Source organism: Pseudoalteromonas sp. G5_S1_14_S5 (assembly GCF_054968605.1).
In genome coordinates this window covers 72621-99370 of record NZ_JBQKUM010000001.1, presented here as the reverse complement: position 1 = coordinate 99370, position 26750 = coordinate 72621, and the positions used below count along the sequence as shown (strand labels likewise).

The window sequence follows — 26750 nt, the reverse complement described above, 5'->3', positions numbered from 1 at the left end:
TATGCCCGGCAGGTTGAAAACGAGCATACAGAGTATTTGGCCTACTATGATCCTTTCCGTTATTTTGCTATATATCAGCGATAGGAAACCACTTTCTATAAGGCTTAGGAACAATTAATGAATGGAGCTTTTTCAGTATTCGCTTTGTTTATGGCTTAGCCCTTGCAGCTTTAAGCCATCTTCAATCATCAAAGGGGCAAGTTCAGCGGTTGCTTGAGTGCAATAAATCGGTTGGTTGAAGCCAGTGGCGAGCAACCAAGGCAGTCGCCCAGTATGGTCTATGTGAGTGTAGGTTAACAGTTGGGCATTGAGGTGGGATGTTTCAAAATCGATATCAAGAGGGCGTGTGTCTTTCCCCTGAACCTCTTTACCTTGAAACAAGCCACAATTGATAAGTACGGCTTGGCCGGAATCTCTTAACTCGTGACAAGATCCTGTGACCGTATGTTTACCGCCATGGTGAATCACTTCCATCGTTTACTCCCATTGCTCTATGCCGTTTCCCGCGCTTTATTTTGCGGATAACCGTCGGCAAGTAAAACAAGAACAATGAGAGTTGCGATCGTAAGATCTCTTTTTCAGTAATTGAGCGATAACTCAATGTTTTCGCTGCGAGTTAGCTCGTAGAAGAATGGTCGGAATCAAGTCTAGGGTTTTGTTGTGATTCCAATCTAGCGACTTCAGCATCAAGCTCTGCAATCTTCTCAGCCATTAACGCATGGCAGTGATTCGCCAGTTCTCTTGCGTCACTCAGCTTGTAACCTGACACATCAATAGGCTCAAGCATCTCAGTAATCACAATACCGTTGTTTAATCGGTTAAAGTCGATTTTGTTGTGAGTGGTGCTCGTGCACATCGGTGTGATAGGCACACCTGCCTCAATCGCCATTCGGAAAGCGCCCGTTTTGAACGGCAAGAGCCCGCGCCCTTTACTACGTGTTCCTTCAGGGTAAACCCACACTGAGAGATCTCGCTGATGAATCGCTTCTGCCACTTGTTTGATCGTATCGCGCGCTTTCGACTTGTCTTCACGGTTGATCAGAATGTTCCCCGTGATCCAATACAGTAGACCAAAGAAAGGCACTATCAATAAATCACGCTTTCCCAGAGAAACGGTACGTGGCCTTAGCATTCCAGGATCGGTGACAAAATCCAACACACTTTGATGGTTAGAGATATACACGCTCTTTTCTGGTGTGGGTGCATTCTCTAGGCCACGCTGAACCAGTTTTATGCCAAGGAGCTTCTGTAACTGGTTGAACCAACGGCAGAAAAAGTACACATGCTTTGGGTTCTTAGGGCTAAACAAGCAGTAAACAAAGGCAAAGGCTGTGGTGAAAATAATAAACACCGTAGCCAAGATAATACGAAGAACAGAAAGCAAAATTGACTCCTTACTCACTACAAGAGTGCAGTGATTAAATAGTTTCAGGTAGTGGAAGTCTTCACTCTATTTAACTGAAATGCAACAATTAACTGTGTGAGACGTCTTTTTTTAGATCTGTATATAAAACAATGACTAACAATCACTCATAGATAGGCTTACCGAGCTTACACGTGTTCACCAGTACGGGGTTATGAGGGCCAATATTGCTTATTTGGGTCTGTTGTTTCTACCCATTCAGGATTTTGGCGAGCTTCCAAATAGAGCTGAAGACCGTTATAAGACATGAAAGCCGCAGGGCCGCCAAGGTGTTCGAAATAGTCAAAATAGTCATCTTCAAGTGCGCATAGCTGAGCGAAATCTTCTACTTTGTTCGCCAGTGCCCATTGAATCGCAAACACCGGAGCCGTTGAGCCAGCAACCGACACTTCTTCAATATTGGGGTTAAGCATCGCATTAGCCTGTTCCAGTAGAATCTCTTGCTGTTCAGATTCTTGCAGCAGCACCTCATCGATGATAGCCAAACGCTTGGAATTCGGGACATTCTTGTTCAGCTTTGCAATTCTTAGTGCGTAGCCAAATCTTTCTGATGAAACAATATTGACCAGCTCCGACAGCAGTTCTTTGTCTACCCCGCTAGCCCTGGTGAAATAATCGATACAAGAATGGATTGAAGCATAACGAGTGCCTGCAAACTCAAAGCCACTGGTTTCGTCATAGGTCTCAATGGCGATGTTATCAAGCGACAAAGGCCAACCTTGATACTCGACTCGTTGCTTGGCTATTTGAAACATCTTCCAAGCGCTGCGCCCAAAGCCACCAAGTGTCGCGCCCGTAAATTCACTGTCTATCAGCTCTTGCTCTGTCCAGTTCTCACCAATACCTAAGTGCTTGGCATACTTATCAATGAGCGCATGCTTTATCTGGTCGCGCACCGCCCAAATCGAAGTTAGGTCTTTGGCATATTTCACACGCGCGCACTCTTTACACGCTGGCAGTGCTATCGGCGCATGACCAACCTTGGCAAAAAGCGAAGCGGTTTTAGGAAACTCAACCGTGTGATTAGAAGGCTCACCACAAAACCAACAGCTGTGGCGCAGGTTGAATGGGATGTCTATGTAAGAGTATTGAGTCATTGAGCGTCTATCGGCTGAGTGTTGAGGTTGGGGACATTACGGTAAAACAATTATCTCTGTTCGATTGTCGCCTTGCACCTGGTTTGTTTCACTTTTCCCCCCGAGTTTGATTTTAGGCGCTTGTTATCTGAATGGGTTGGTGGAGATATGTTTATATAAAACAGCGACTAATGGTGAATGTTGATGGGAGTGGCTGAACCGATATGTGCCGCTAGTAATCTTGTTAGGTCACTATTACTATGGAGCTAGACTCCTTACTCCAATAGCGCATATGTCTTCATCGATTCCTTTTTACGATAAAAATGCCCGCAAACTTTGCCAGCAGTACCACTCTGTTGCTTTCGAAGCTGTTCATAAAAGCTGGCAAGCTTATTGGCCTTTAGAGGGCGATAAGGTGCTAGATGTAGGGGCGGGATGTGGCCGTGATGCGTTATGTATGCAAAAGGCTGGGGCGGAAGTCATCGCGATAGAACCCAGTGCGTCATTACGTATGCAGGGCTCAGAATACACTGGGCCAGATGTTACATGGTTGGATGATTCACTCCCATCCTTGAGTCGAACTGAAAACCTTGGAATGCGTTTTGACCTGATACTAGTCAGTGCTGTGTGGATGCACCTTGCACCGTCATATCGAGGGCGAGCATTCAGAAAGTTATCTAACTTACTCGCTCCAAATGGCAAATTGGTGATTACGCTACGTCATGGAGAGTTTCATGACGACCGAGAGGGCTATGAAGTTTCGGTTGAAGAGCTTGAGCGTTTATCGAAGAACAGTGCTTTGTTGGTGCGTCATGTCGATGATAGCCAAGATACCTTGAAGCGCAGTGAGGTTTGGTGGCAAACCGTAGTGATGACCTTGCCAGATGACGGCTCTGGTGACTTAAACAAAGTGCGTCACATTATTGTGAATGACAATAAATCGGCCACATACAAATTGGCTCTGTTAAGAACCTTGCTGCGAATCGCAGATGCCCATTCAGGTGCTGTGATTGATCGAACCGATGGCAAAATATCTCTACCAGTGGGTTTGGTTGCTCTGTATTGGGTTAGGCAATTTAAGCGTCTCATTGATATCGATATAGAAGGCGTTGGGGTTCAGCAAAATAGTAACACGAGTAAAGGCCTAGGCTTTGTAAAAGACGATGGCTGGAACAAGCTCAAGCATCTCAGTGCCGATGATTTAGCGATAGGCACTCTGTTTATTGGTGATGAAGCCAAAGCATTGCAGAAGTTGTTTTCACAGACGATCAGCACCATTAAATCGGGCCCTGTGACCTTTATTTATCAGGGTACTAAGGAGAATAAGTTGTTTGAAATACTCCCACCTCAACAGCGACGAAAGAGTCGAGAATCACTAGTTATCGACAGTGAATTCTTAGCAAGCTTTGGTTACTTCACACTGGATGAAAGCTTATGGCAATGTTTCAGAATCTATCACTCTTGGATTGAGCCGCTAGTCGTGAATCAATGGGTGATAGAGATGCAGCGTTTTGAGTTAAATCGACAGCGCAACATTTCACTACAGACCTATCATGACTGTTTAGTCTGGATTGACCGAAACCACGACACTCGTGACGTACGCAAAAGAGTTGAGCAACTTAGAGCTGAACATGCAGACATTGTCAGCATCTGGAGTGGAAAATCGTTAAAAAATGAGTATCACATTGATCACTGTCTGCCTTTTGCTTACTGGCCGAATAACGATAAGTGGAACCTCTTTCCAACCACAAGCAAAGAGAACTTAAGCAAAAGTGACAAAGTGCCTACCGCTGAAAAACTTCGCGCGTCTAAACCTCGTATTCTCGAATGGTGGCAATTGGCGTGGAGTGATTCGGCTCATTTTGAACAGCAATTCTTTTCTGAAGCGGCTCTTTCTTTACCTAATATTCCCCCACAATGTCGAGACTTCGAAGAGGTGTTTGACGCAATGGGTCTGCAGGTGCGTGGTGTAAAAAGTCGACTATTAATCAATGAGTGGCATTGAGCGTCACGCTTACCCGCTAATTTAACCCTTTATGTAACGGTAGAGTAAATAATGAAATACATCGGAATTGATGGCTGTAAGGCGGGGTGGATCGCTTGGATTGTCTCTGATGATCAGGCGCCAGTGTTTAAAGTAGTGAAGGCGCTCGATGAGTTAGCGAGTGATCTTATCGGTGCGACGGCGCTTATCGACATGCCGATTGGTTTTAGTGATGCGCAGGCTCCAGATCGTTTATGCGACAAAGCAGCAAGGCGTTTTCTAACCAGCAAACGTGGTGCTTCGGTGTTTCCGGTTCCGTGCCGTGAGGCGGTTTACCAAACCGATTACATTGCGGCGTGCAATGCCAATGTGCAGCAGCTTGGTAAGAAGTTCTCTAAGCAAACTTGGGGTATTGTTCCAAAAATCCGAGAGCTAGATAAACTCATCGATAATCACTCACATTTATCTATCAGAGAGTCTCACCCTGAGGTGGTGTTCGCTGCCTTGAAAGGGGAACCGCTTACCTTCTCGAAGCGAACCCAAGAGGGCAAAGAAGAAAGGCTTTCTATTATTGAGCAACTCGCCCCACAATGGTGTGAGGCTGTGGCGTTAGCTATCTCAAACACCAAGCGTAAAGATGTCGCGATAGATGACATTTATGATGCATTTATATTGATGTTGATTGCTTATCACGCTCCAACATTGTCGTGCTTGCCAGAACTTTCTGAGATTGATGGAGAGGCGGATAAGGATCAGAATGGTCGAGTTCGCGAAATCGTTTATTGGAACAAAGTGCACTAGCGAAGTATGCGCTCTGTTAGGTTGAGTGTGTTATTTTCCACTCCCTATCTTTTTACTCTTGATGTTTTTGAGCCTTGATATGAATCGTTTAATTGTTGGTTTGCTGGTAACTTTGAGCAGTGCGGTGAGTTACGGTCAAGTAGCACCTGTGTCCCAATGGCAATGTGACATGATGAAAAAGAACAAGGTATTGAGTAGCGGAGCACCTGTTGGCTGCGAGCGTCTATCCAAAGTGGACTTTGATTTCATTAACTTTAAAGGCGAAACGCAGCAGGGGAATATGATTGTGTTTGATGTTATCGCCCCTTCTGTTGAACAACTCTTTTTAGAACTTAAACAGCGTAACTTCCCACTGCATTCTGCGCGCCTAATGCGTGAGTTCAAAGGTGATGATAACGCCTCGATGGAAGCGAACAACAGCAGTGCGTTTAATGCTCGGCCTATCACTGGTGGAGGAGGTTGGTCGAAGCATGCTTACGGTGTGGCAATCGATATCAACCCAGTTCAAAACCCTTTCTTAGCGTTCGATAGTAACGGAACCATCACGGTCAAGCCCTCACAATCGGCGACTAGCTATGTGAACAGAACGCGTTTTCGTGCTCGCAATAACATTGAACGCCGAGGCATGGCGGAAGATGTGGTCGAGTTGTTTGCACATTATGGTTTTATGATCTGGGGAGGGGACTGGAATTCCCCAATTGATACTCAGCATTTCGAAGTGGGATCAAGGAAGTTCGTCAATCAACTGCTCTCTAAACCCAAACCAGAAGCCAAAGTGTTATTTGAGCGATACGTCGAAACTTACCGCCAATGCTTTAATAAAAATAAAGGTGAGGGTGCAGAAAAAGCTCGTGCTATCTGTGCAAAGAAAACAGTCGGGACTTTTTAGTGCTATGTTTATCTAGAACCGTTCGTGTTTTAGCAAGTTAAGCTCGCTTCACGGGTATTTTTAATCGCTAAGGTCAACGCGCGTCGTTGGCCTTTTGTGTATTCGTTTCTCCAATAACACACTGAGTATCCAAACGTTATTGAGTGTCTGTTAGTCACAATTGATGAAATAATGCGATGCAAAGTCATCGGTTTGTCATTGAAAAAGTCATAGCGTAAACGTTATGTGAGAATCATTGCTGGTGGGGGAACTTATTGCCATTTCACCAGTATTATTAGTGAACTGATCACAACGGACTAACTAATGAAAAAGATCCCTTTGACTCTAACTCTTTTAAGTTCTCTATTTTTGTCACAATACTCTTTGGCTACAGACACCTCTAACACCACGCAAAATCCGAGTTACGAACTTGATGGTAAAGTGATCTTAGGGCGAACTGAGAATGTGTACTTCTCTGGCGTTCAAGGGCTAAAAGACGTCCCTTTCATGGGTAAAATCGACACCGGTGCAGAAACCACTTCGATGCATGCTGAAGATATTCATGTGAGAAGTCTCCATGCCGACTACAAGAACCTCAAAGATGAGGAGTTGATGGCGGCATTGGTCGAAGAGGTTCGGAGCAACAGAGCTCTCCACTACAGTGATTGGGATGGCAGCCACTTTGCAAAGTATCAGGCGATCGTTTCTTTTAAGGTGCAAAACCCGCGGACTGGAGAGAAAGTAAAGGTTGAGGCCCCTTTAGAGCGTGTCAGTGTTATACGTAGTCGCACTAGTAGTAAGCCATTGCTTCGTCCGACGGTAAAGATGTCTCTGACCATCGCTAATCAAGAACTAAAAACTGACGTTAACCTCACGGATAGAAGCCATTTCTCTGCACCTGTATTAATCGGTAAAACCTTCCTAGCGGACAACGCGTTGGTGTTCGCTGGCTACGACTATTTGCAAGAGCAAGAGAACGCAACGGTGGTTGGTCGTAAAGAGGTGGTGTCTATTTCGGGCATACCAATGAATGCGACCTTCTCTTTAAAGAATCGCTACAGTACCCTACATGCAAAAAATATTGATGTAGACAAAAAACACAGCGAAGTCACGTTTGATATCGTCGGTAACACTGGCAAGCAAAAAGAGGTGACATTACCGTTAGTTCGTATGCTAAATGTGAGCGGAAATCAGAGGCCTCTTGCGTATGTACCAGTTCAACTCGATGAGAATACCATTAAAGATGTGCTTGTTTATTTGAGCGAGCATTCAGGCGGTACTTCTCAGTTAAAGGTAGGGACGAATACCGCCAGCGAATTCTTTATGATTGATACCAATGCTGAGAATTTGCTCTCACAAGGTTCATCGAGTTTTAGCAATGTGGTTGAAGTGGGTTCCCCAATGATTATCTCACCGGAAGAGGACATCACACTTGATGGGTTCTCGCTAAAGGCTGTGGCTTCTTTTACTGTAAACACGCCTTTATTGAAGGTGGACAGTTTTGAAATTGTCGGCAAGGGCAAAGATGAATCGGTTGAGTTTTACCTAAGTGACGCGAATGGCGAACAGCAGAAAGTCACAAAGCCAATCATTAAAAAGCTCAAAGTTGGGGACGATACTCGCCCAGTAGTGAGCGGTGAGTTCTCGGCTTCTGGCAAGGTTCGCACACAAGAGTTTGCTATCGATGTATTAAACAGCAACGAAAAAGAAGCTTACTTCATTCTCGGTAAGAAGATGGCGAAAGAGGGCGTTTACGTAAACACGCGTTCTGACTACCTATTGAAAGCCGAGCCTTTGTTTAAAGTCGGGCACATTGAAGTGGTTGAAGTGAACGGCATGAAATTCCCTGCCAAGCTAGACACAGGTGCTGATGTGAGCTCTATGAACGCGGTGAACATCAAGCGATTCAAGAAAGACGGCCAAGACATGGTGACCTTTACTTATCAAAACAACCAAGGCGATAAGCAAGAGTTCACCAAGCCAGTGATCGATGTGATGCGCATTAAAGCGAAGAAAGGCGAGAAGGTAAACATTCGCCCTGTCGTAGAAATGAAAGTGAAGTTAGGCGACCTAGAGAAAGAGGTGAGAGTGAACCTTCAAGATCGTTCTCGATTTGAATACAGCATGATTCTAGGTAAGAACTTCCTGAAGTACGGCGCGGTAGTCAGCAGTGATGAAGATTACGTTCTAGGGAAAATGGAGTAACGGCCCAACTTACTAAAAGCGAAAGAGAGCAGTTCTAAACGGCCACACATTTCAGTAATGGGATGTGTGGCTTTTTAATAACTAACTGTTTTGATGAGTTATTAGCTCGTTGTATTACCGCTGAACACATCTTATTTTGTGGCCTTTAGACAAACAAAAAAGGGCCAACTCTTTCGAGTTGGCCCTTTCCAAACGTTTGGTGGAGCTGGCGGGAGTTGAACCCGCGTCCAAAAACTATTCATCATTGGTACTACATGCTTAGTCGATCTTTAAATTCACCAGCAACCTGCGAACCGACACGCTAGTTAAAGGCTAACCTGAATTATAATTCGCGCTTTTCCTCTCAGGTGGGAGAAGCCACGCTAGCTTGTTTGGGTTTGATCTCTTGTTGATCCCCGTCTTACGAGCGGAAGCTAGGGCAAGAGAGCTCTGAGCAGGTTATTAAGCTGCTAGTGCGTAGTTTTCGTCGTTTGCGACTATTTTTTTGCGGCTTTTTACGTGGCCAACCGCCCCACGGCATGCACCTCAGACTGCAAAATTCCTGTCGAATCCTAAATCAGCCCCAAAGTGTTCTTGCATAGTACCAGAAAAGCTATGCCTGTCTAGCACTGTGCGTTTAAGTGCTTAAAATTAGCGCAAATTACTCTTCATAATTCGTGCTTTATCTCTCGCCCAATCTTTTTCTTTCATATCAGTACGTTTATCGTGCAGTTTCTTACCTTTTGCTACGCCAATTTTAATCTTCGCCCAAGAGCGAGACCAGTAAAGTGCGGTTGCGACAAGTGTCATGCCTTCACGGTTAATACGACCGAATAGGTTATCGAGCTCTTTTCTCGACATTAGGAGTTTACGGACACGTGTTGGGTTCGCCACGATATGAGTACTCGCTTGAGTAAGCGGAGTGATCGTCATACCACTAATGAATGCTTCGCCATCACGGATGTAAACGTAGCTTTCTGCGATATTGGTTTTGCCTTCACGTAGGGATTTTACTTCCCAGCCTTGTAGCTCAAGCCCCGCTTCTATTTCATCATCGATGAAATATTCGTGGCGAGCTTTCTTGTTAAGCGCAATGGTATTACTACCGGCTTTTGATTTTGATTTATTCTTTGCCATAATGGCCTCATTATACGGATTGCGCGAAAGATGGGGAATCCTTTTTATTTGCGCTCTGGCTCAATACCATTAAAATTGTGGTTTGTTTAATGTAACGCTGTCTTTAACAGGAGTCTATATGCCAAAGGTTACTCGTTCAGCATTAGTATCATTTAGTGCTGACCAGATGTTTGACTTGGTCAATGATGTTGCTCGTTATCCTGAATTTTTGCCAGGGTGTTCTGGTTCTCGTGTGATAGAGTTTTCAGATTCAGCAATGGTGGCTTCGGTTGATGTTTCTAAAGCCGGTATTAGCAAAACATTTACAACGTCTAATCGTTTAGCGGATGGCGTTGAGATCTTGATGGAGCTGGTGGACGGCCCGTTTAAGAAACTGCAAGGCGGTTGGTATTTTACCCCATTGGATGACCAGGCCTGTAAGGTCGAGCTTAAGTTAGAATTTGAATTCTCTAGCCGAATGATTGAAATGGCATTTGGTAAGATTTTCAATGAGCTAACGACCAACATGGTGAGCGCATTTACTCAACGAGCGAAACAGGTTTACTAAACCATGACTATTGAATCAGATATGATCCACGTAGAAGTTGTGTTTGCACTTCCGCATGAACAGCGTGTGTTTACTTTGGTTGTGAACAAGAATGCGACCGTTGAAGAAATTATTGCGCAGTCTGGTGTTTTGGAACTGTACCCAGAGATCGACTTAGCGAAAAACAAGGTTGGCGTGTTCAGCCGTAACGTGAAGTTAGATGCAACGGTTCGTGATAAAGACCGTATAGAAATTTACCGTGCTCTGCTGGCTGATCCAAAAGAGATTCGACGTAAACGTGCCGAACAAGCAAAAGCAGCTGCTGCTAAATAGCATCGAAAATGAATTAAATTCACAGAGAGCTCGCCACATTGGCGAGCTTTTTTGTGTTTGTGAGTGAGATTTAGTGGGTTAATTTGTAAGCAAATATTAAAAAGCCTGCTCATTGAGCAGGCTTTTAAGATTCTTGATTGAGAGCTTGTCTACTGAAAGCTAGCGAAGGCTTTCGAAGAACTCATCACTGGCTTCAAAATCACCGTTGATCGTAACTAGGGTGCCAGTAGCATCAAAGTTCACGACGAGGTTTTTCTGAATCGGGTCTTCATGACCTTTTTGGTGGTGGTAAATGTAGTACCACGTATCTGGGTAGCCATTTTCGATAAGCATAGGTGAGCCCATAACGTAACGAACTTGTGTTTTTGTCATGCCAAACTTGAGCTGGTCGACAGCTTCTTGTTCAACATAGTTACCCTGATTGATGTCAATTCGATAAACCAACTTCTCTAGTAGAGAGCAACCGGTCAACATTGTTAGTGCAAGTGGAACTGCAACTAACCACTTTTTAATTCGCATAGTTTGAGATCTTTCTTCGCTAAAATACTGCCTGATAATAAACAAGCTCCAGCAAGAAGTAAAAAGCTCCTTGCGCTTTGAGCTTGTTATGACTGGCAATTTTGAATTTAGTTGCAAAATTGCCAATATTTTTCATCAAATTATCAGAAAGTTGCTGAAGATTTAATCTAAGCTGCGACTAATAACTCTTTTGCGTTGGCAAGGGTCGACTCGGTAATTTGGCTGCCACCAAGCAGTCGAGCCAGCTCTGAAACGCGTTGTTGCTCATCAAGTGTGTGCATTTGAGTTTCGGTTTTACCTGATTTCGTGTTCTTTGCCACAAACAGCTGCTGATGACCGCAACCGGCAACTTGAGGTAAGTGAGTCACACATATTACCTGAGTTGATTCGCCCAGCTTACGCAGCATCTTGCCGACTACAGCAGCGGTTGGGCCACTGATACCCACATCCACTTCATCGAAAATCAGACTTGGTGTATCGACTTTTTGCGCGGTGATCACCTGAATCGCTAGTGAGATACGTGATAGCTCACCACCGGACGCCACTTTAGCGATTGGTTGCATCGGTTGGCCTGGGTTGGTAGACACAATGAAGGTCACGTTATCCATCCCCAATGGTGATGGGTGGGTGTTGGTGTGGTTTACTTCAATCGCAAACTGCGCTTTTTCCATGCTGAGCTCGTGCATGCTTTGCGTGATCAGCTTGTTAAGCTCTTTCGCGTAACGAACGCGAGATTTATGCAGCTTCTCAGATTTTTCTACGAATGATTGGTATTGGTTTTCAACGTCATTCGCTAACTCTTCAAGCTTTTCATCAGAGCAGTCCAAGGCTTCAACTTGTTGTAGTAAGTCTTGATGGTGTTTATACAGCTCTTCAGGCAATACGTGGTGTTTACGTGCCATCGACATCACTTTAGAGAAGCGCTCCTCAACGTAAGCCATGCGACCTGGATCGACATCGATGCTATCAAGGTAAGTTCTTAGCTCGCTGTTGGTCTCTTCAATCTGAATAATGGCTTCAGACAGCATATTTGGTAGCTCAGCAAGTCGCTCGTCTAATTCTGCTAATTGAATTAGGGAGTGATTGGCCGATTGCAGAATACCAAGCGCATTAACTTCTTCACCTTCGTAAATAAGTTCGATAGCTTGCTGGCAGGTTGAGGCCAATTCTCCGCTATTGGCGAGGCGCTTATGCTCTTGTTCGAGCTCTTCATATTCTTCCTCCCCAATAGATAACTCGTTTAACTCTTTGATTTGGTATTCAAGAAGCTGTTTCTGAGCTTGGTTTTGTTGGCTGTTTTCACGTAACTCTTTTAGGTGATTGTCTGCTTGGCGCCAAGTTTGATAAGCGTTACGTGTCGATTTCAATAGGTTTAAATGGCCCGCGTATTGGTCAAGCATTGCCATTTGGTAGTCGCTTTTCATCAGCTGGTGATGCGCGTGCTGACCATGAATGTTGATCAGCAGTTGTCCTAGGGATTTCAATTGTGAAAGAGGAACCGGGCTACCGTTAATGAATGCACGCGAGCGACCTTCTTTAGAGATGGTTCTGCGCAGGATACATTCGGTGCCGTCTAGAAGTTCGTTATCTTCTAACCAGCGAGTTGCGTGCAGATTGTTCTCAAGTAAGAAAGCAGCACTGACTTCGGTTTTTTCTTCACCTTGTCTAACCATTCCTGCATCAGATCTCCCTCCAAGACACAAACCTAAAGCATCGATTGCAATAGATTTACCCGCACCAGTTTCCCCAGTGATTGTTGTCATGCCTTTAGAAAGTTCTAGCTGTAAAGACTTAACAATAGCGAAATTATTAACACTTAAATGAGCCAGCATTTTTATTTACCTGTATAATTGAACAATACTGTATATAAGTTCAGTATATACTGTTTCTTTATACAGTAAAGCCGGCAGGTGAAAATTTTTTGTGAGTTCGATCAAATCAAACTTCGTTTGTAGGTGCTTGATATTGAGGTCTATTTACGAAAAGAGATTCCAGACACCTCTGCCTTCGGTTCTGGAATGACGGTTAGGGTGAGGTTTACTGTCCGTAGCTGTCATTCCCTAGAGCGACGAAGGCGCGTGGTCGGGAATCGTTTTGTGATTTGTTTTGGTGGATGAGATTCCAGACACCTCGTTCCTCGGTTCTGGAATGACGGTTAGGGTGAGGTTTACTGTTCGCTGCCGTCATTCCCTATAGCGACGGAGGAGCGTTGTCGGGAATCGTTTTGTGATTTGTTTTGGTGGATGAGATTCCAGACACCCCGTCCCTCAGTTTTGGAATGACGGTTAGGATGAGGTTTATTGTTTGTAGTCGTCATTCCCTATAGCGACGAAGGAGCGTAGTAGGGAACCTATTTGGTAATAAAAAAGGCTGACGAATATTGTCAGCCTCTGAAACTTTCGGTTGTTACTAGTGCCGTTTAGCTAGAACAGCTTACTCGACCAGCCCAGTTTGTTACGTAGGACATGGTAGTAGTTGTAGTCTTTCGGATGGATCAGCTTGAGCACATTTGGGCTTTGGTAAATGTGGATTTCGTCGCCTGGAGATACAGGTAGAGAGATTTGGCCATCGCAGCTGACTTCTTGAGTGCCGCGGTTATCAGGCGATACGATCAATTTAATGTGACGTTTCCCATCGACAACAAGCGGTCGGCTTGAAAGCGTGTGAGGAAACATGGGTACCAAAGATATCGCATTCAAGCTTGATGACAAGATTGGGCCGCCGCCAGAAAGCGAGTAGGCGGTAGAACCAGTTGGCGTCGACACGATCAAACCATCAGAACGCTGCGAGAAAGCGAAGCTGTCGTCGATGTACACTTCAAACTCGATCATGTGCGCGACTTGGCCAGGGTGAAGTACTGCTTCGTTTAGTGCCGCGTTATGGCTTTTTATTTGGCCGTGGCGGTGGATCTCTGTTTCAAGCAGGAAGCGTTCTTCTTCCATGAACTCGCCTTTGAGAACATCGGTCAACGCGCTCTGGAAGTTTTCCGGGTTGAGATCGGTCAGGAAGCCAAGGTTACCTCGGTTCACACCAATAACTGAAATATCGAAACGAGATAAGATTCGAGCAGCGCCGAGCATGTTTCCGTCACCACCGACTACAATGGCGAGATCGGCGCGTTTACCTAAGTCGACCAGGCTAGAAAAATGTTCTTTTGGGATATCGTCTAAAATACTGGCGAGTCTGTCATCAACAAACACTTGATAACCCTCTGCACTCAGCCACTGATAGAGTTCTCTATGAGTCTGAATTGCTTGCTGATCTCGAGGTTTACCAATAATGGCGATCACTTCAAATGGCTTTTTCATAAGGTTTCCAAACGAATTAGGCTTGAATCAAAATTCTTCATCCCCATAATAAAGGCAAGTTGAACGTCTATGCGAGTGTTTTATATCAATTTGAGGCGCAAACCCGCCTGTCACTTGCATTGGAAACGAATTCTGGAGATATCATGAGCAACGAAGAAAACAAAGTAACCGAAGAAGAACTAGATCAGATCATTGCTGAAGCAGAAAAAGTTGAAGAAGCTGAACTAAACGCAGACGCTGCTGATGAGCAGGAAGCAAAGATTGCTCAACTAGAAGCGGCATTGCTAGCTAGCGAAACTAAAGTGAAAGAGCAGCAAGACTCTGTTCTTCGCGCTAAAGCTGAAGTTGAAAATATGCGTCGCCGTAGCGAGCAAGAAATTGATAAAGCGCGTAAATTCGCTTTGAACAAGTTTGCTGAAGGCCTACTGCCTGTTATCGACAACCTTGAGCGTGCAATGCAAGCTGCAGACGCTGAAAACGAAGTGGTTAAGCCACTATACGAAGGTGTTGAGCTTACGCACAAAACATTCGTGGACACAGTTGCTAAGTTCGGTCTGAAAGAGATCAACCCTGAAGGTGAAGCGTTCAACCCTGAATTCCACCAAGCGATGTCTATCCAAGAAAGCCCAGATCACGAATCAAACACGGTTATGTTCGTGATGCAAAAAGGCTACGAGCTAAACGGTCGTGTCGTCCGTCCTGCAATGGTAATGGTTGCTAAGTAATTGAGTGGTGCTTGCATAGCGAAAGGTTCGACCTTTTACTGATTAAGCGAGCAGCAGTTACAACATAATTCACTAGTTGATGTGAAATAAGAAGAGAGGCTTATGCCTCTCTTTTTTTATGCCTACCACTTGAGAGTTCGCGTAAATAGTCCGTCAAACTGCATTAAGGATGTCGTTCTTTGTATTTCAAACAGAACAGCGGTTTAGAGTTTTATGTTATGAAACTGGTTGTAAATAAGAAAATGTTTTGATGTCACAATTGTGATATTTTTGTAAACAAATGCTTTTAATTGTTATCTTTGTATGTAAAATCCACTGCCATATAGCGATATTACTCGCATATACAACTATAAAAGTACAAATTTTAAACACAACAGACTGGAGAAGAACGATGGATAAATCGCTCTCAAGTAAGATTTTTGTAGGCCTGTTTATCGGCCTGATTATTGGTACTGCTATTCAGTACCTATTCAGCGGAATCGCTATTTTTGACACTTACCTACTTGGTGCTGCAGAAGGTGCTGGTGGTATGTTCGTATCACTTATCAAGTTGCTAGTAGTGCCTCTTGTATATGTATCTATTGTTTGCGGTATCGTTGAACTAAAAGATATCCGTTCATTTGGTCGTCTTGGTGGTAAAACCTTTGGTCTTTACATTATTAACACCATCATCGCGATCTCTGCTGCTCTAACGATTGGTCTTATCTTCCAACCTGGTGCGGGTGCAAACCTAGCAGGTACGGTTTCTGAGACGATTGCACTTACAACAACAGAAACACCAGACATCTTCTCTCTTGTTGTGAACATCGTTCCTAGCAACCCAGTACAAGCATTCGCAAGCGGCGACATGCTACAAATCATCTTCATGGCGATTCTGACAGGTCTTGCTATTCAAGCGCTTGATTCTCGTGGTGGCCCAGCTATCAAGACGTTCAAGATGGCTAACGAAATCATGATGAAGCTTATCGGTCTAGTAATGAGCCTAGCGCCATACGGTGTATTCGCTCTGATGATTCAACTAGGTGCAACACTGGATGCAAACACGCTAATGTCAGTAGCTGGCTACGTAGCGCTTGTTGTTGCAATGCTTGTGTTCTGGATCTTCTTCTTCTACCCGATGATGGTGAAGTCATTCACTGGTATTTCTCCAAAGCAGTTCCTACGTGCAACTCGAGAGCAAGTTCTATTCTCACTATCTACTGCAAGTTCGAACGCGACAATCCCAGTAACAATGCGCACTCTTACTGACAAGCTAAACGTATCGAAGTCAGTAGCGGGCTTCGGTGTACCACTAGGTGCAACAATGAACATGTCTGGTGTATCTATCTACATCGCACTAGCAACTATGTTCGTAGCAAACGCATTTGGTCAGCCAATCAACACTGCTGATATCTTCACTCTAGGTCTAACTATCTTGCTACTGTCTATCGGTGCTGGTGGTGTTCCAGGTGGTGGTGTAGTAATGGTAGGTGTTCTATTACACCAACTAGGTCTACCACCAGAAGGTCTAGCTATCGTTGCTGCTGTAGACCGTATCTGTGACATGTTCTGTACTTCTTCAAACGTAGTGGGTGACACAGCGGTAAACACTATCGTTGCTAAATCTGAAAACGAAATCGGCGTTGAAGCAGACGAAGAAGTTGAACTGAAGAAAGCAGAAGCTTAATTTAAAGTTCTTCCTTCTATAGACAATGTCTATGTTGAAAGCCTTGATTGAAAGCGGAGCCCAAGTGGCTCCGTTTTTTATTGAATGATAAAGATAGATATTATTTGGGGTGCTGTGGAGCAGCGCGGTTGCGTTGAGTTTTTCTTGGCGTTGATCGTTAGCCATAAGACTTGTACAGCAACACCAGATGTTTTCCACACAAGGAAAAACGGTGCTTTTGAATCGAATTCCGGGTTTATTAGTGTGTTAATGATATGCATTCTTACCTAATCATTCTTTTTATTAAAATAAATGTAAAAAAATCCGTTTCTACCCTTGAAAAGGTATCGTGAGCCCTTATCTATGGTGCATACGAAAGCAAATTGTATTTGCACTTTAATTTTGTGTATTAGGGTTGAATCTCTAATTACCACCCCCACATCAGTGGGTATAGCAAAAACTTAATAGAATATATTTCGGAGATAGCCTGATGGGTAAAATCATTGGTATTGATTTAGGTACTACTAACTCTTGTGTTGCTGTTCTTGACGGCGACAAACCACGCGTAATCGAAAATGCTGAAGGCGAACGTACAACAGCATCAGTAATCGCATACACAGAAGGCGAGACGCTAGTTGGTCAACCTGCAAAACGTCAAGCTGTTACTAACCCTCAAAACACACTGTTCGCTATCAAGCGTCTAATCGGTCGTCGTTTTGAAGATGAAGAAGTTCAACGCGATATCGAAATCATGCCTTTCAACATTGTTAAGGCTGATAACGGTGATGCATGGGTAGAAGCGCAAGGCCAAAAAATGGCTGCTCCTCAAGTATCTGCTGAAGTTCTTAAGAAAATGAAGAAAACAGCTGAAGACTTCCTAGGCGAAGAAGTCACTGGCGCAGTTGTAACTGTTCCTGCTTACTTCAACGATGCTCAACGTCAAGCAACTAAAGATGCTGGTCGTATCGCTGGTCTAGATGTTAAACGTATCATCAACGAACCAACGGCTGCTGCTCTAGCATACGGTCTAGACAAGCAAGGCGGTGATCGCACTATCGCTGTTTACGACCTTGGTGGTGGTACATTCGATATCTCTATCATCGAAATCGATGAAGTAGAAGGCGAGAAGACTTTCGAAGTTCTTTCAACTAACGGTGACACTCATCTTGGTGGTGAAGATTTCGATAACCGCATGATCAACTACCTAGTAGATGAGTTCAAGAAAGAGCAAGGTATCGACCTTAAAACTGATCCACTAGCAATGCAGCGTGTTAAAGAAGCAGCAGAAAAAGCGAAAATCGAGCTTTCTTCTACTACTCAAACTGACGTAAACCTACCTTACGTTACTGCTGATGCGACTGGTCCTAAGCACATGAACATCAAAGTGACTCGTGCGAAGCTTGAGTCTCTAGTTGAAGACCTAGTACAACGTTCTCTTGAGCCTCTAAAAGTTGCTCTAGCGGATGCTGACCTATCTGTAGGCGAAATCACTGACGTTATCCTAGTTGGTGGTCAAACTCGTATGCCTATGGTTCAAGCTAAAGTTGCTGAGTTCTTCGGTAAAGAAGCTCGTAAAGACGTAAACCCTGACGAAGCAGTAGCAATGGGTGCTGCAGTTCAAGGTGGTGTACTAGCTGGTGACGTTAAAGACGTACTACTTCTAGACGTTACTCCTCTATCTTTCGGTATCGAAACGATGGGTGGCGTAATGACTAAGCTAATCGAGAAAAACACAACTATCCCTACAAAAGCGGATCAAGTGTTCTCTACAGCTGAAGACAACCAAAGCGCGGTAACTATCCACGTACTACAAGGTGAGCGTAAGCAAGCGACTTACAACAAGTCTCTTGGTCAGTTCAACCTAGAAGGTATCCAACCAGCACCACGTGGCATGCCACAAATCGAAGTAACTTTCGACCTAGATGCTGACGGTATCCTAAACGTATCTGCGAAAGATAAAGCGACTGGTAAAGAGCAGAAGATCACTATCCAAGCATCAGGCGGTCTGTCTGAGGAAGAGATCGAAGCAATGGTACAAGAAGCAGAAGCTAACAAAGAAGCGGACAAGAAGTTCGAAGAGCTAGTAACTGCTCGTAACCAAGCTGACCAAATGATTCATGGTACTAAGAAGCAAGTAGAAGAAGCTGGTGAAGCTCTACCTGCAGACGAGAAAGAGAAGATCGAAGCAGCTATCGCGGCACTAGAAGAAGTTAAGTCTGGTGACGACAAAGAAGCTATCGACGCTAAAGTTCAAGAACTTATGCAAGCAGCTCAGAAGCTAATGGAAATTGCTCAACAACAAGCTCAAGCACAGCAAGCTGGCGCTGAAGCGGGTGAGCAACCTAAGCAAGACGACGATGTGGTTGACGCAGAGTTTGAAGAAGTTAAAGACGGCAAAAAATAATTTCGTCACAGAGTAGCTTAATTTCATGTTAGAGGTTGAGCTACCTGCTTAGAAATTACATAGTCTCAATGACTTACTAGTGCGGGCGTCAGAGGAAACTCTCACGCCCGTATATTTGTATTTAAGCTTGTCAATCTAGATAATGGCTCTCGAATCTCGAATCTCGAATCTCGAATCTCGAATCTCGAATCTCGAACCTTTATCTAGATTGATACACAGACTACTGAAGTTACTTTTTGGTAGTAGCAATTATTTGGTGACCTAGAACATGTCAAAACGTGATTTTTACGAAGTATTAGGCGTAAGCCGCGATGCATCAGAGCGCGATATTAAAAAAGCGTACAAGCGCTTAGCAATGAAATTCCACCCGGACCGTAACCAGGGTGATGAGAGCGCAGCGGACAAATTTAAAGAAGTAAAAGTAGCGTACGAGATCCTAACCGATCCTCAAAAGAAAGCAGCTTACGACCAATACGGCCATGCAGCTTTTGAACAAGGCGGCATGGGTGGCGGCGGTTTCGGCGGCGGTCAAGGTGACTTTGGCGATATCTTCGGTGACGTATTTGGCGACATCTTCGGCGGCGGTCGTCGTGGTGGCGGTCAACAACGTGCACAACGTGGTTCAGACCTACGTTACAACATGGAACTGACTCTAGAAGAAGCAGTTCGTGGCGTATCTAAAGAGATTGAAGTACCAACACTGGTTGAATGTGACACTTGTGATGGTAGCGGCGCGAAGAAAGGCTCTTCTGCGCAAACTTGTGGCACTTGTCATGGACACGGCCAAGTACAAATGCGTCAAGGTTTCTTCGCGGTTCAGCAGACTTGTCCTACTTGTAACGGTAAAGGCAAGATCATCAAAGACCCATGTAACTCTTGTCACGGTCAAGGCCGTAAGCAGAAGACGAAAACACTTAGTGTTAAGATCCCTGCTGGTGTTGATACTGGCGATCGTATTCGTCTATCTGGCGAAGGTGAAGCGGGAGAGCAAGGCGCTCCAGCTGGCGACCTGTACGTGCAAGTTCACGTAAAAGAGCACAACATCTTCGAACGTGATGGCAACAACCTTTACTGCGAAGTACCAGTAAGCTTCTCTATGGCAGCTCTAGGTGGTGAAGTTGAAGTTCCAACACTGGATGGTCGTGTGAACCTTAAAGTGCCAGAAGAGACACAAACGGGCCGTATGTTCCGTATGCGTGGCAAAGGCGTGAAAGGCGTTCGTGGCGGCGGTGTGGGTGACCTAATCGTTAAGCTAGTGGTTGAGACGCCAGTTAAGCTAAGCTCTCGTCAGAAAGAACTTCTACGTGAGTTTGAAGAGACATGTGGCGGCGAAGCGGCAAGCAAGCATAAGCCTAAGTCTGAAGGTTTCTTCAGTGGCGTTAAAAACTTCTTCGATGACCTAACTAAGTAATTAGGTTATTGAAATATTAAGTTATCGATACTTTAACTTAATGACGAAAATAGAAAGCCTGCTCATGTAGCAGGCTTTTTTGTGTCTGTTGAAAAGAGAAAAGAGGTGACACATTAGCTTCATTGTCTTGCCTCGTTATTTCCAACACGCTTCTGGCTCTGAGACACCAAAGTGGTGTAGCTCCAAAATATCAGTCTTTGAGTCTAAGCAGTCATCGTTTGTCTGTGGGGCGTGCGGCTCAGCTTGAATAGTATAGGTGGTGCTGCTTGCTGAGATAGCGAGCGTGTATCGGCTTGTATCGGTATCGCAAAAACTGCATGTCCCGGCGGAAATAATCCCTTGCGCTGCAGAGGCATAATCGCCCATGTATAGGGTTTCCAACTCTAATTGTATCTTGGTCAGGTCGGCCAACGCGGTGACACGATGGGCCTTCATGATGTGCTTGGTATAACTCGGGTAGGCGATTGCACCAAGTATTCCCACGATGATCACAGCCAGCAATAACTCGATCAATGTCATCCCTCTCATGCTTGTTTTGTTACTGTTGCATATATTTTTTCGAATCATCGCGAGTAGTTTCCTTTTATAACTCAGTACATTCTTCTCCGGTGGTAGCATCGCTGCAAGATTAAATACGGTTACGCACTGAATTACATAGGAATTTGGGAAATGACTCGCGGGTTTACTTTATTAGAGCTGTTAATAACGGCATCGGTACTGTCGATACTGATAGCGACGGCTGCCCCGAGTTTTAGTTCGGTGACTCAATCCGTCAAGATGCAGCGGTTGGCAGGGGAGCTCAACGGTTTCTTAATTCAAGCTAAGTCTGAATCGGTGAAAAGGAATCAGGATCTCTGGGTGCATTTTTCTACCGCAAAAAATGAAGTGCAATCGACTGGTGATTGGACGGTAAGGTTGAAGCCGACTGAAGATCTCACTGGAGAAACTTTACTGCAGTTGTCGGGCGAACCATTTCGCGATGTCTCGTTTTCTCACAACTACACAGGTGAAAGGATTAGCTTTGAGAGTGTCAGGGGGAGACCAGCCAGAGGCACGATCTATATTTCTCCCAATACATCTTCAGCCGACCGTTTATTGATTAAATTATCTAGCCCTCCCGGGCGCATAAAAGTGTGTGGTGAGTCGAGTGCGCAGTATGGCTATGATGCGTGTTAAGTCCGTAGTGGTAGGACTCAGCAAGCAACAAGGCACTTCATTGGTTGAGTTAATGGTGGCCTCTGTTATTGGTATCTTCGTTATCTCGATTATCGGCAGTGTTTTTATTACAGGGCAGAGAATAGCCAAGGACAAGGGCATTGAGTTACTGCTGCTACAAAACCTAACTAGCACCATACAAGTGATGAAAGAAGATATCCAACGAGCGGGTTACGACGGCTCAAACGGTTACTCAATCAAGTTATCTGGTGCAAGCAATACGATTCAAGTGAGTGGTGGCGTTGCGGTCGGCTTTGTTTATTTTAGAGAGGGTTCGAGCGACAATAAAAACTATCGTAATATTGTTTACCAAAAAAACGGCACCAAACTGCAAATATGTGAGAAAGGCACCACGGTATCAGAGGCGATCCCCACGTTTGAACAGGTTACTGGCTGCTATTCACTGTTCGATGACACCATTATGGATGTCGATGAGTTCAATATTACGTCTCGGGTATTAGAGCAGAACTCGATAAAGAGCACGCTCACGGATATCAGTATAACTGCATCAATTCCAACAGCTGCGGTGACCAAGTCAGTGTCTGTTTCTATTAAGCAGAGGAATTGGCAATGAGGAATTATGCAAAGCAGCATGGCGTAGTGACATTGTTGATTACATCGGTGCTTTTGCTTGGAGCATTAGTCGTGACGTTAGGCTCCTATCGAAGCATTTTCCATCAGGTGAAAGTGGCTCAAAATGAAGTTCAAGGCAGGCAAGCACATTGGCGATCGGAAGGTGGACTGGAGTGTACTTACGCTTATCTACTTGAATTAGAAAAAAGTGTTGCTGATATACAAGATACCAGTACTCGCCCAGCAGACTTTGCGGGTTGGTGCTCTCCTTATCAAAACCAGCCTCAAATCGATGTGTCGAGCACGGCTAGCTCTAGTACGTATTTGGTGATGTCTTCTTCGAACACCAACTCCCTTTTTAAAACGATAAGAGAACAGTCCCAGTTAGGAACGGGAGCAATTCAGTCGACAGGACCAATAGAGATAGTTGGTACGTTAAGTCTCAAACCAACAGCGAAAGAAGAGCCAATCAGTGGTAATGAATATGAGTGTGTCAGTGTCTCTTTTGCTGATCTGTTTACTTATCAATATGATGCTACTCACGATGATTCAGGGCAGGTTTTGGGGTTAGAAGTCCTTAATCCTACTGTTGATGGTCCCTTTTCTGGTTTCGATGGCGTTTGTCATAGCGATTATAAAACGGCGATACCGAAAGGCACTTCCGGTAGTTCCTATTCGATCTATGCCCCTGATTATTTTCAAGGAACCAACCCACCGCCGTTCAAGAAAGACTTCAATCCAGATCCTAATATGAATCCGTTTTACACCTTCTTTGGCATGGCTAGAACGGAACAAAACATTCTCGACCTGTCGCAAGATACGGACTTGTTTAAGTATGTTCAGCTATTGAACGCGACGGAGTGTGGCCATGAGATCATGGACCACTTTACTATAGGCGAAACCAAAGGGCTGTGGATTGAGGGGAACTGTCATATCAATGCAGCGGTAGTAGCTGCAAATAACTCCTCTCAACTTCTCGTGATTCAAGATGGTGTGCTCGCGCTGAATGGCTCCATGACCTACAACGGGGTGATTTATCACTTGGTTGATTACCAAAAGAGCCATGTGAAAACGCGAGTCGATAACTTTTGGAACTCGCTTGCGGGTAACAACGTGTTTGCGCCTTTTATCAAAGACATCGATGAGGCTAGCGTGATTAAAAAGAGTGTCGGGATTCAGTTTGCCTCCGGTTTACCTTCTGGTGGCCTTATCTTTGATTCTCCCTCGGGATTGACGACCATTGTGGGGGATATGGACATGGATTTCCGTGCGGATTCGAACCCAAGTGACCCGCCTTTAACTTACCAATGGCAGCGAGGTTCGTGGAATGATTTCTAATAATTCTGGCTTCAGTTTACTCGAGGTACTTATCTCTTTTCTGCTGATTGGCGTTGCGTCGTTAGGGCTGGTTAAATTACAGGTGTATGCGGAACAAAAGTCGGATCATGCGCTCCAGAGTGTCGAAGCTTTGCATTTTGCAGAAAGGCAGATGGAGTTTTATCGAACACGCGCGCTCAATGTTAGTGGTGCGGTAGGGCTGATTCCCTTTGAGGAACTAAATCAGTCGAGCTACTGTCTCAACATCGTGAGTTCAGAACCGTTATCCGGTTTATCGGGTTCTGCATATTCGATGACATGTGAAGTTACTAATGCGAGCGGAGCCTTATCTGGTGCCCTCAAAAACATTATTGTCACAATCGCATGGCAAGATCGTATGAACCGTACGCAAAGTATTCACCTCGAAACTATGCTCTCGAAATACAGTGAGTTTGACTGATCCCTAAGCAAACGTTTACTGCATGCCAAGGCTTACGCCACTCCTTTTATGGACAATTTTCACTCCTCGGACATTGTTTAATTACTGGTTAAATCCATGTATATGGAGTGGTGTTTTTTGTGTTTTTATATTGTTGTAGTTGTATGGTGTTTTTGCAAAATATGTCTCCATTTGTGGAATTTAGGGTGGAATCTTGTGCTTTTTATGGGGGCTTTTAATAGAATATATGCAGTACCAATAGGCCGTGGTAAAAATTTATATTAGGCCTAAACAAACAACATCACATATGGAGTTACAATGAGTAACCAAGCCGTAAAAAAAGCACCATCGACTGACAAGAGCAGTGGAATGGATCGCTTTCTAAACTTCATTGAACGCGCCGGAAACAAAATTCCAGATCCAGCAATCCTGTTCTTCTGGGCTCTAATTATCGTATGGGTAGCATCTGCACTTTTGTCGAATCTTTCATTCGATCTAATCAACCCTCAAACGGGTGCTGCTCTAGAAGTAAATAACCTACTGACAGGTGAAGCGCTTGCTAGCTTCCTAGCGAATATGGTTACTACGTTCACAGGCTTCGCACCACTAGGCATCGTACTTGTTGCTATGCTAGGTGTTGGCGTTGCAGACTCTTCAGGCTTCATTACGACTGGCCTTAAGAAAATGCTGAACTTCACGCCAGCTAAGCTACTTACACCAATGCTAATCTTGGTTGCTATCGTGTCTCACACAGCAGCTGATGCAGGTTATGTGCTAGTAATTCCTCTTGGCGGTATCATCTTCCACGCTGCGGGTCGTCACCCTCTAGCGGGTATTGCAGCAGCATTTGCTGGTGTATCTGGTGGTTTCTCTGCGAACTTCATTCCTTCGGGTATCGACCCACTACTAGCTGGTTTCACGCAAACAGCGGCAAACGTTCTTGACCCTGAATACGTGATTAACCCTCTAGCGAACATCTTTTTTACTGGCCTATCTTCAGTTCTTATTGTTTCTATCGGTTGGTACGTAACTGAGAAGATCATCGAACCTCGCCTAGCGAACACGCCAGTTGATGAAGATGCTGAAGAAGCACCTGATCTAGGTACGTTCACTGCAATCGAATCAAAAGCATTCAAATACGCAGGTTGGGCAATGGTTGCTGGTATTGGTCTGCTTGTTGCGGCTCTAATCCCTGAGAACTCTGCACTGCGTTCTCCTGAAGGTGAGCTAACAGCATTCTCTGCACCAGTGATGAAGTCTATCGTTCCTCTTATCTTCATCCTGTTCATCATCCCAGGTATCGTTTACGGCCGCGTTGCGGGTACATTTAAGAACAGCAATGACGTAATCAAGGCGATGTCTGAGACAATGGCTACGATGGGCGCGTATATTGTAATGTCGTTCTTCTGTGCACAGTTCTTATCGGCATTCGGTCAATCAAACATCGGTACTATGCTGGCACTTTACGGTGCTGAAGGCCTGAAAGCGATGGACCTTCCTGGTGAAGCGACAATCGTTGGTATGATTCTACTAACGGCTTCAGTTAACCTTCTTGTTGGTTCAGCTTCGGCTAAGTGGGCACTTATCGGTCCAATCCTAGTTCCAATGCTAATGGTTGTGGGTATCTCTCCTGAGCTATCTCAAGCTGCTTACCGTGTTGGTGACTCAGTGTCTAACATCATCTCTCCACTAATGGTGTTCTTCCCACTGGTTGTTGTTTACTGCCAACGCTACGTTAAGTCTACAGGTATCGGTACTCTAGCCTCTCTAATGATGCCATTCTCGATTGCAATGCTAATCGGTTGGTCTATCTTCCTGCTAGCTTACTGGGCTCTTGGTATTCCACTAGGTATCCAAGCACCTTACACTTACACAATGTAAGATTGAACTAAGCAAAATTAAGCTTTATTCATTTCCAAGCCCGCACCGAAATGTGCGGGCTTTTTCTATTATTTAGAAAGAGATAAAGATATAGTTAAAATTAAAAACTAACCTCTATTATCTAGCTCGTGGTTATTGTTCATCACCTCTTTGTTGTGCATCATCACTAATATTAGGTATGCTTCATCGCATACCTTTTTTGTTTCTATTGTTTGTTTTTGGAGTCCCCTTTGTCAGACCATCAATTCACCCCTCAAGATGAAATCTTCATGCGACGAGCTATCGAAGTGGCCAAAAAAGCGGAGAGTGAGGGAGAGGTACCTGTTGGTGCCGTACTGGTAAAAGGTGGTGAGATTATCTCCGAAGGGTGGAACCGTTCGATTGGCAGCCATGACGCAACAGCACATGCTGAAGTGGAGACCTTGCGCAAAGCGGGGCAGGTTCTGGAAAATTATCGGCTGCTTGATACCACCTTGTATGTCACGCTTGAGCCATGTCCTATGTGTGCCGGTGCCTTGTTACATAGCCGAGTTAAGCGCATTGTTTTTGGCGCGCCAGATCTAAAAGCAGGTGCGGCAGGGACGGTGTTGAACTTGTTTGAAAGCCAAGCTTCTTATCACTATGCCGATGTTGAACACGGCCTATTAGAGGATGAGTGTCGCGAGCAATTACAGGCGTTTTTCAAGCGACGTCGCAAAGAGATAAAAGAGAAGCGCAAGCAAGAGCGTTTGTTGGAAGAGCAGCAGCTGGAAGCTGACAAGGCTCGTAAAAAGAAATAGCAGTGAGACTAAGGCACTCTCACCGTTAGAGTGCCAAACAAACTTACTTGGTCATGCGTTTACTCGGCAAGCATCTGCATGAAAGCACGGTTACGCCAAATGATCTTCTTCTTATTATTTAATAGCATACGCTTACGACGGTTTGCAGCAACTGTCTTATCAAGGCGTTTCGATTTCAGTTTCTTCATCATTTCAATGATTT

Annotated in this window: 25 protein-coding genes and 1 other RNA gene; 16 read left to right on the top strand and 10 right to left on the bottom strand. The window is 44.7% G+C overall.

Translation table 11 applies throughout. The features are described from left to right. Positions 1–132: 132 nt before the first annotated feature. The 3 genes from ACTRWI_RS00420 to ACTRWI_RS00410 form a co-directional block, all read right to left on the bottom strand. Positions 133–474 carry an MBL fold metallo-hydrolase gene (locus tag ACTRWI_RS00420; protein WP_499128343.1) on the bottom strand — a complete coding sequence of 114 codons (342 nt, stop codon included), beginning with the start codon at positions 472–474 and terminating at the stop codon, positions 133–135. Positions 475–616: 142 nt separating this feature from the next. Continuing rightward, entirely contained in the window at positions 617–1384 is a 768-nt protein-coding gene (locus tag ACTRWI_RS00415) for a 1-acylglycerol-3-phosphate O-acyltransferase (RefSeq protein ID WP_499128341.1), read from the bottom strand. A gap of 191 nt (positions 1385–1575) precedes the next feature. Further along, positions 1576–2520, bottom strand: a complete 945-nt coding sequence (locus ACTRWI_RS00410) for a hypothetical protein (RefSeq protein ID WP_499128339.1) — start codon at positions 2518–2520, stop codon at positions 1576–1578. Positions 2521–2791: 271 nt separating this feature from the next. Here ACTRWI_RS00410 and ACTRWI_RS00405 point away from each other — a divergent pair, with 271 nt between their 5' ends. From ACTRWI_RS00405 to ACTRWI_RS00390, 4 genes are all read left to right on the top strand, one after another. Then, complete coding sequence (locus ACTRWI_RS00405; protein ID WP_499128337.1) at positions 2792–4504, top strand: class I SAM-dependent methyltransferase; 1713 nt, start codon at positions 2792–2794, stop codon at positions 4502–4504. Positions 4505–4555: 51 nt separating this feature from the next. Next, complete coding sequence (locus tag ACTRWI_RS00400; RefSeq protein WP_499128335.1) at positions 4556–5284, top strand: DUF429 domain-containing protein; 729 nt, start codon at positions 4556–4558, stop codon at positions 5282–5284. 79 nt (positions 5285–5363) lie between these two features. Continuing rightward, positions 5364–6173, top strand: a complete 810-nt coding sequence (locus ACTRWI_RS00395) for a M15 family metallopeptidase (RefSeq protein WP_499128332.1) — start codon at positions 5364–5366, stop codon at positions 6171–6173. A gap of 303 nt (positions 6174–6476) precedes the next feature. Beyond that, the gene (locus ACTRWI_RS00390) at positions 6477–8357 is read left to right on the top strand and encodes an ATP-dependent zinc protease family protein (protein WP_499128331.1); all 1881 of its coding nucleotides are present in this window, start codon (positions 6477–6479) and stop codon (positions 8355–8357) included. 197 nt (positions 8358–8554) lie between these two features. Here the strand turns inward: ACTRWI_RS00390 and ssrA are convergent. Then, positions 8555–8921: a transfer-messenger RNA gene (ssrA, locus tag ACTRWI_RS00385) on the bottom strand. A 66-nt stretch (positions 8922–8987) separates the two neighbouring features. Then, positions 8988–9473, bottom strand: a complete 486-nt coding sequence (smpB, locus tag ACTRWI_RS00380) for an SsrA-binding protein SmpB (RefSeq protein WP_004737567.1) — start codon at positions 9471–9473, stop codon at positions 8988–8990. A gap of 118 nt (positions 9474–9591) precedes the next feature. Here smpB and ACTRWI_RS00375 point away from each other — a divergent pair, with 118 nt between their 5' ends. Both ACTRWI_RS00375 and ACTRWI_RS00370 read left to right on the top strand, forming a co-directional pair. Further along, positions 9592–10020, top strand: a complete 429-nt coding sequence (locus ACTRWI_RS00375; RefSeq protein WP_063522687.1) for an SRPBCC family protein — start codon at positions 9592–9594, stop codon at positions 10018–10020. Positions 10021–10023: 3 nt separating this feature from the next. Further along, positions 10024–10332, top strand: a complete 309-nt coding sequence (locus ACTRWI_RS00370) for an RnfH family protein (RefSeq protein WP_004737569.1) — start codon at positions 10024–10026, stop codon at positions 10330–10332. 159 nt (positions 10333–10491) lie between these two features. On the opposite strand, the gene bamE is transcribed toward ACTRWI_RS00370, so the two are convergent. The 3 genes from bamE to nadK form a co-directional block, all read right to left on the bottom strand. Beyond that, positions 10492–10851: an outer membrane protein assembly factor BamE gene (bamE, locus tag ACTRWI_RS00365; protein WP_004735159.1), complete on the bottom strand. Its 360-nt coding sequence runs from the start codon at positions 10849–10851 to the stop codon at positions 10492–10494. 167 nt (positions 10852–11018) lie between these two features. Beyond that, positions 11019–12683, bottom strand: coding sequence for a DNA repair protein RecN (gene recN, locus ACTRWI_RS00360; RefSeq protein WP_499128329.1), 1665 nt, complete (start codon positions 12681–12683; stop codon positions 11019–11021). Positions 12684–13274: 591 nt separating this feature from the next. Then, positions 13275–14159: an NAD(+) kinase gene (nadK, locus tag ACTRWI_RS00355; protein ID WP_004737572.1), complete on the bottom strand. Its 885-nt coding sequence runs from the start codon at positions 14157–14159 to the stop codon at positions 13275–13277. A 143-nt stretch (positions 14160–14302) separates the two neighbouring features. Here nadK and grpE point away from each other — a divergent pair, with 143 nt between their 5' ends. The 4 genes from grpE (at position 14303) to dnaJ (ending at position 20344) form a co-directional block, all read left to right on the top strand. Continuing rightward, on the top strand, positions 14303–14884 hold the full coding sequence (grpE, locus tag ACTRWI_RS00350; protein ID WP_004737573.1) for a nucleotide exchange factor GrpE: 582 nt from the start codon (positions 14303–14305) through the stop codon (positions 14882–14884). Between the two features lie 391 nt (positions 14885–15275). Beyond that, positions 15276–16550, top strand: coding sequence for a dicarboxylate/amino acid:cation symporter (locus tag ACTRWI_RS00345; protein WP_499128326.1), 1275 nt, complete (start codon positions 15276–15278; stop codon positions 16548–16550). A gap of 469 nt (positions 16551–17019) precedes the next feature. Then, a complete protein-coding gene (gene dnaK / locus ACTRWI_RS00340; protein WP_499128324.1) occupies positions 17020–18933 on the top strand; it encodes a molecular chaperone DnaK in 1914 nt (637 codons plus the stop codon). Between the two features lie 268 nt (positions 18934–19201). Next, a complete protein-coding gene (dnaJ, locus tag ACTRWI_RS00335; RefSeq protein WP_499128322.1) occupies positions 19202–20344 on the top strand; it encodes a molecular chaperone DnaJ in 1143 nt (380 codons plus the stop codon). A 135-nt stretch (positions 20345–20479) separates the two neighbouring features. On the opposite strand, the gene ACTRWI_RS00330 is transcribed toward dnaJ, so the two are convergent. Next, positions 20480–20911 carry a type IV pilin protein gene (locus ACTRWI_RS00330; RefSeq protein ID WP_499128321.1) on the bottom strand — a complete coding sequence of 144 codons (432 nt, stop codon included), beginning with the start codon at positions 20909–20911 and terminating at the stop codon, positions 20480–20482. 102 nt (positions 20912–21013) lie between these two features. Between ACTRWI_RS00330 and ACTRWI_RS00325 the strand changes: the two genes are divergently transcribed. From ACTRWI_RS00325 to tadA, 6 genes are all read left to right on the top strand, one after another. After that, positions 21014–21520: a GspH/FimT family pseudopilin gene (locus ACTRWI_RS00325; protein ID WP_499128320.1), complete on the top strand. Its 507-nt coding sequence runs from the start codon at positions 21014–21016 to the stop codon at positions 21518–21520. Continuing rightward, positions 21501–22133 (top strand): PilW family protein, encoded by a 633-nt coding sequence (locus tag ACTRWI_RS00320; RefSeq protein ID WP_499128442.1) that lies wholly within the window; start codon positions 21501–21503, stop codon positions 22131–22133. Before ACTRWI_RS00325 ends, ACTRWI_RS00320 begins: the two co-directional genes overlap by 20 nt. Next, positions 22130–23470, top strand: coding sequence for a hypothetical protein (locus ACTRWI_RS00315; protein ID WP_499128319.1), 1341 nt, complete (start codon positions 22130–22132; stop codon positions 23468–23470). Before ACTRWI_RS00320 ends, ACTRWI_RS00315 begins: the two co-directional genes overlap by 4 nt. Further along, entirely contained in the window at positions 23460–23909 is a 450-nt protein-coding gene (locus tag ACTRWI_RS00310; RefSeq protein ID WP_499128318.1) for a type IV pilus modification PilV family protein, read from the top strand. The genes ACTRWI_RS00315 and ACTRWI_RS00310 overlap by 11 nt, the downstream gene beginning before the upstream one ends. A gap of 297 nt (positions 23910–24206) precedes the next feature. After that, a complete protein-coding gene (locus tag ACTRWI_RS00305) occupies positions 24207–25769 on the top strand; it encodes an AbgT family transporter (RefSeq protein ID WP_499128316.1) in 1563 nt (520 codons plus the stop codon). Between the two features lie 230 nt (positions 25770–25999). Then, the gene (gene tadA, locus ACTRWI_RS00300) at positions 26000–26548 is read left to right on the top strand and encodes a tRNA adenosine(34) deaminase TadA (RefSeq protein ID WP_499128314.1); all 549 of its coding nucleotides are present in this window, start codon (positions 26000–26002) and stop codon (positions 26546–26548) included. Between the two features lie 59 nt (positions 26549–26607). On the opposite strand, the gene ACTRWI_RS00295 is transcribed toward tadA, so the two are convergent. Further along, complete coding sequence (locus tag ACTRWI_RS00295; protein ID WP_499128312.1) at positions 26608–26739, bottom strand: hypothetical protein; 132 nt, start codon at positions 26737–26739, stop codon at positions 26608–26610. Positions 26740–26750: the final 11 nt, after the last annotated feature.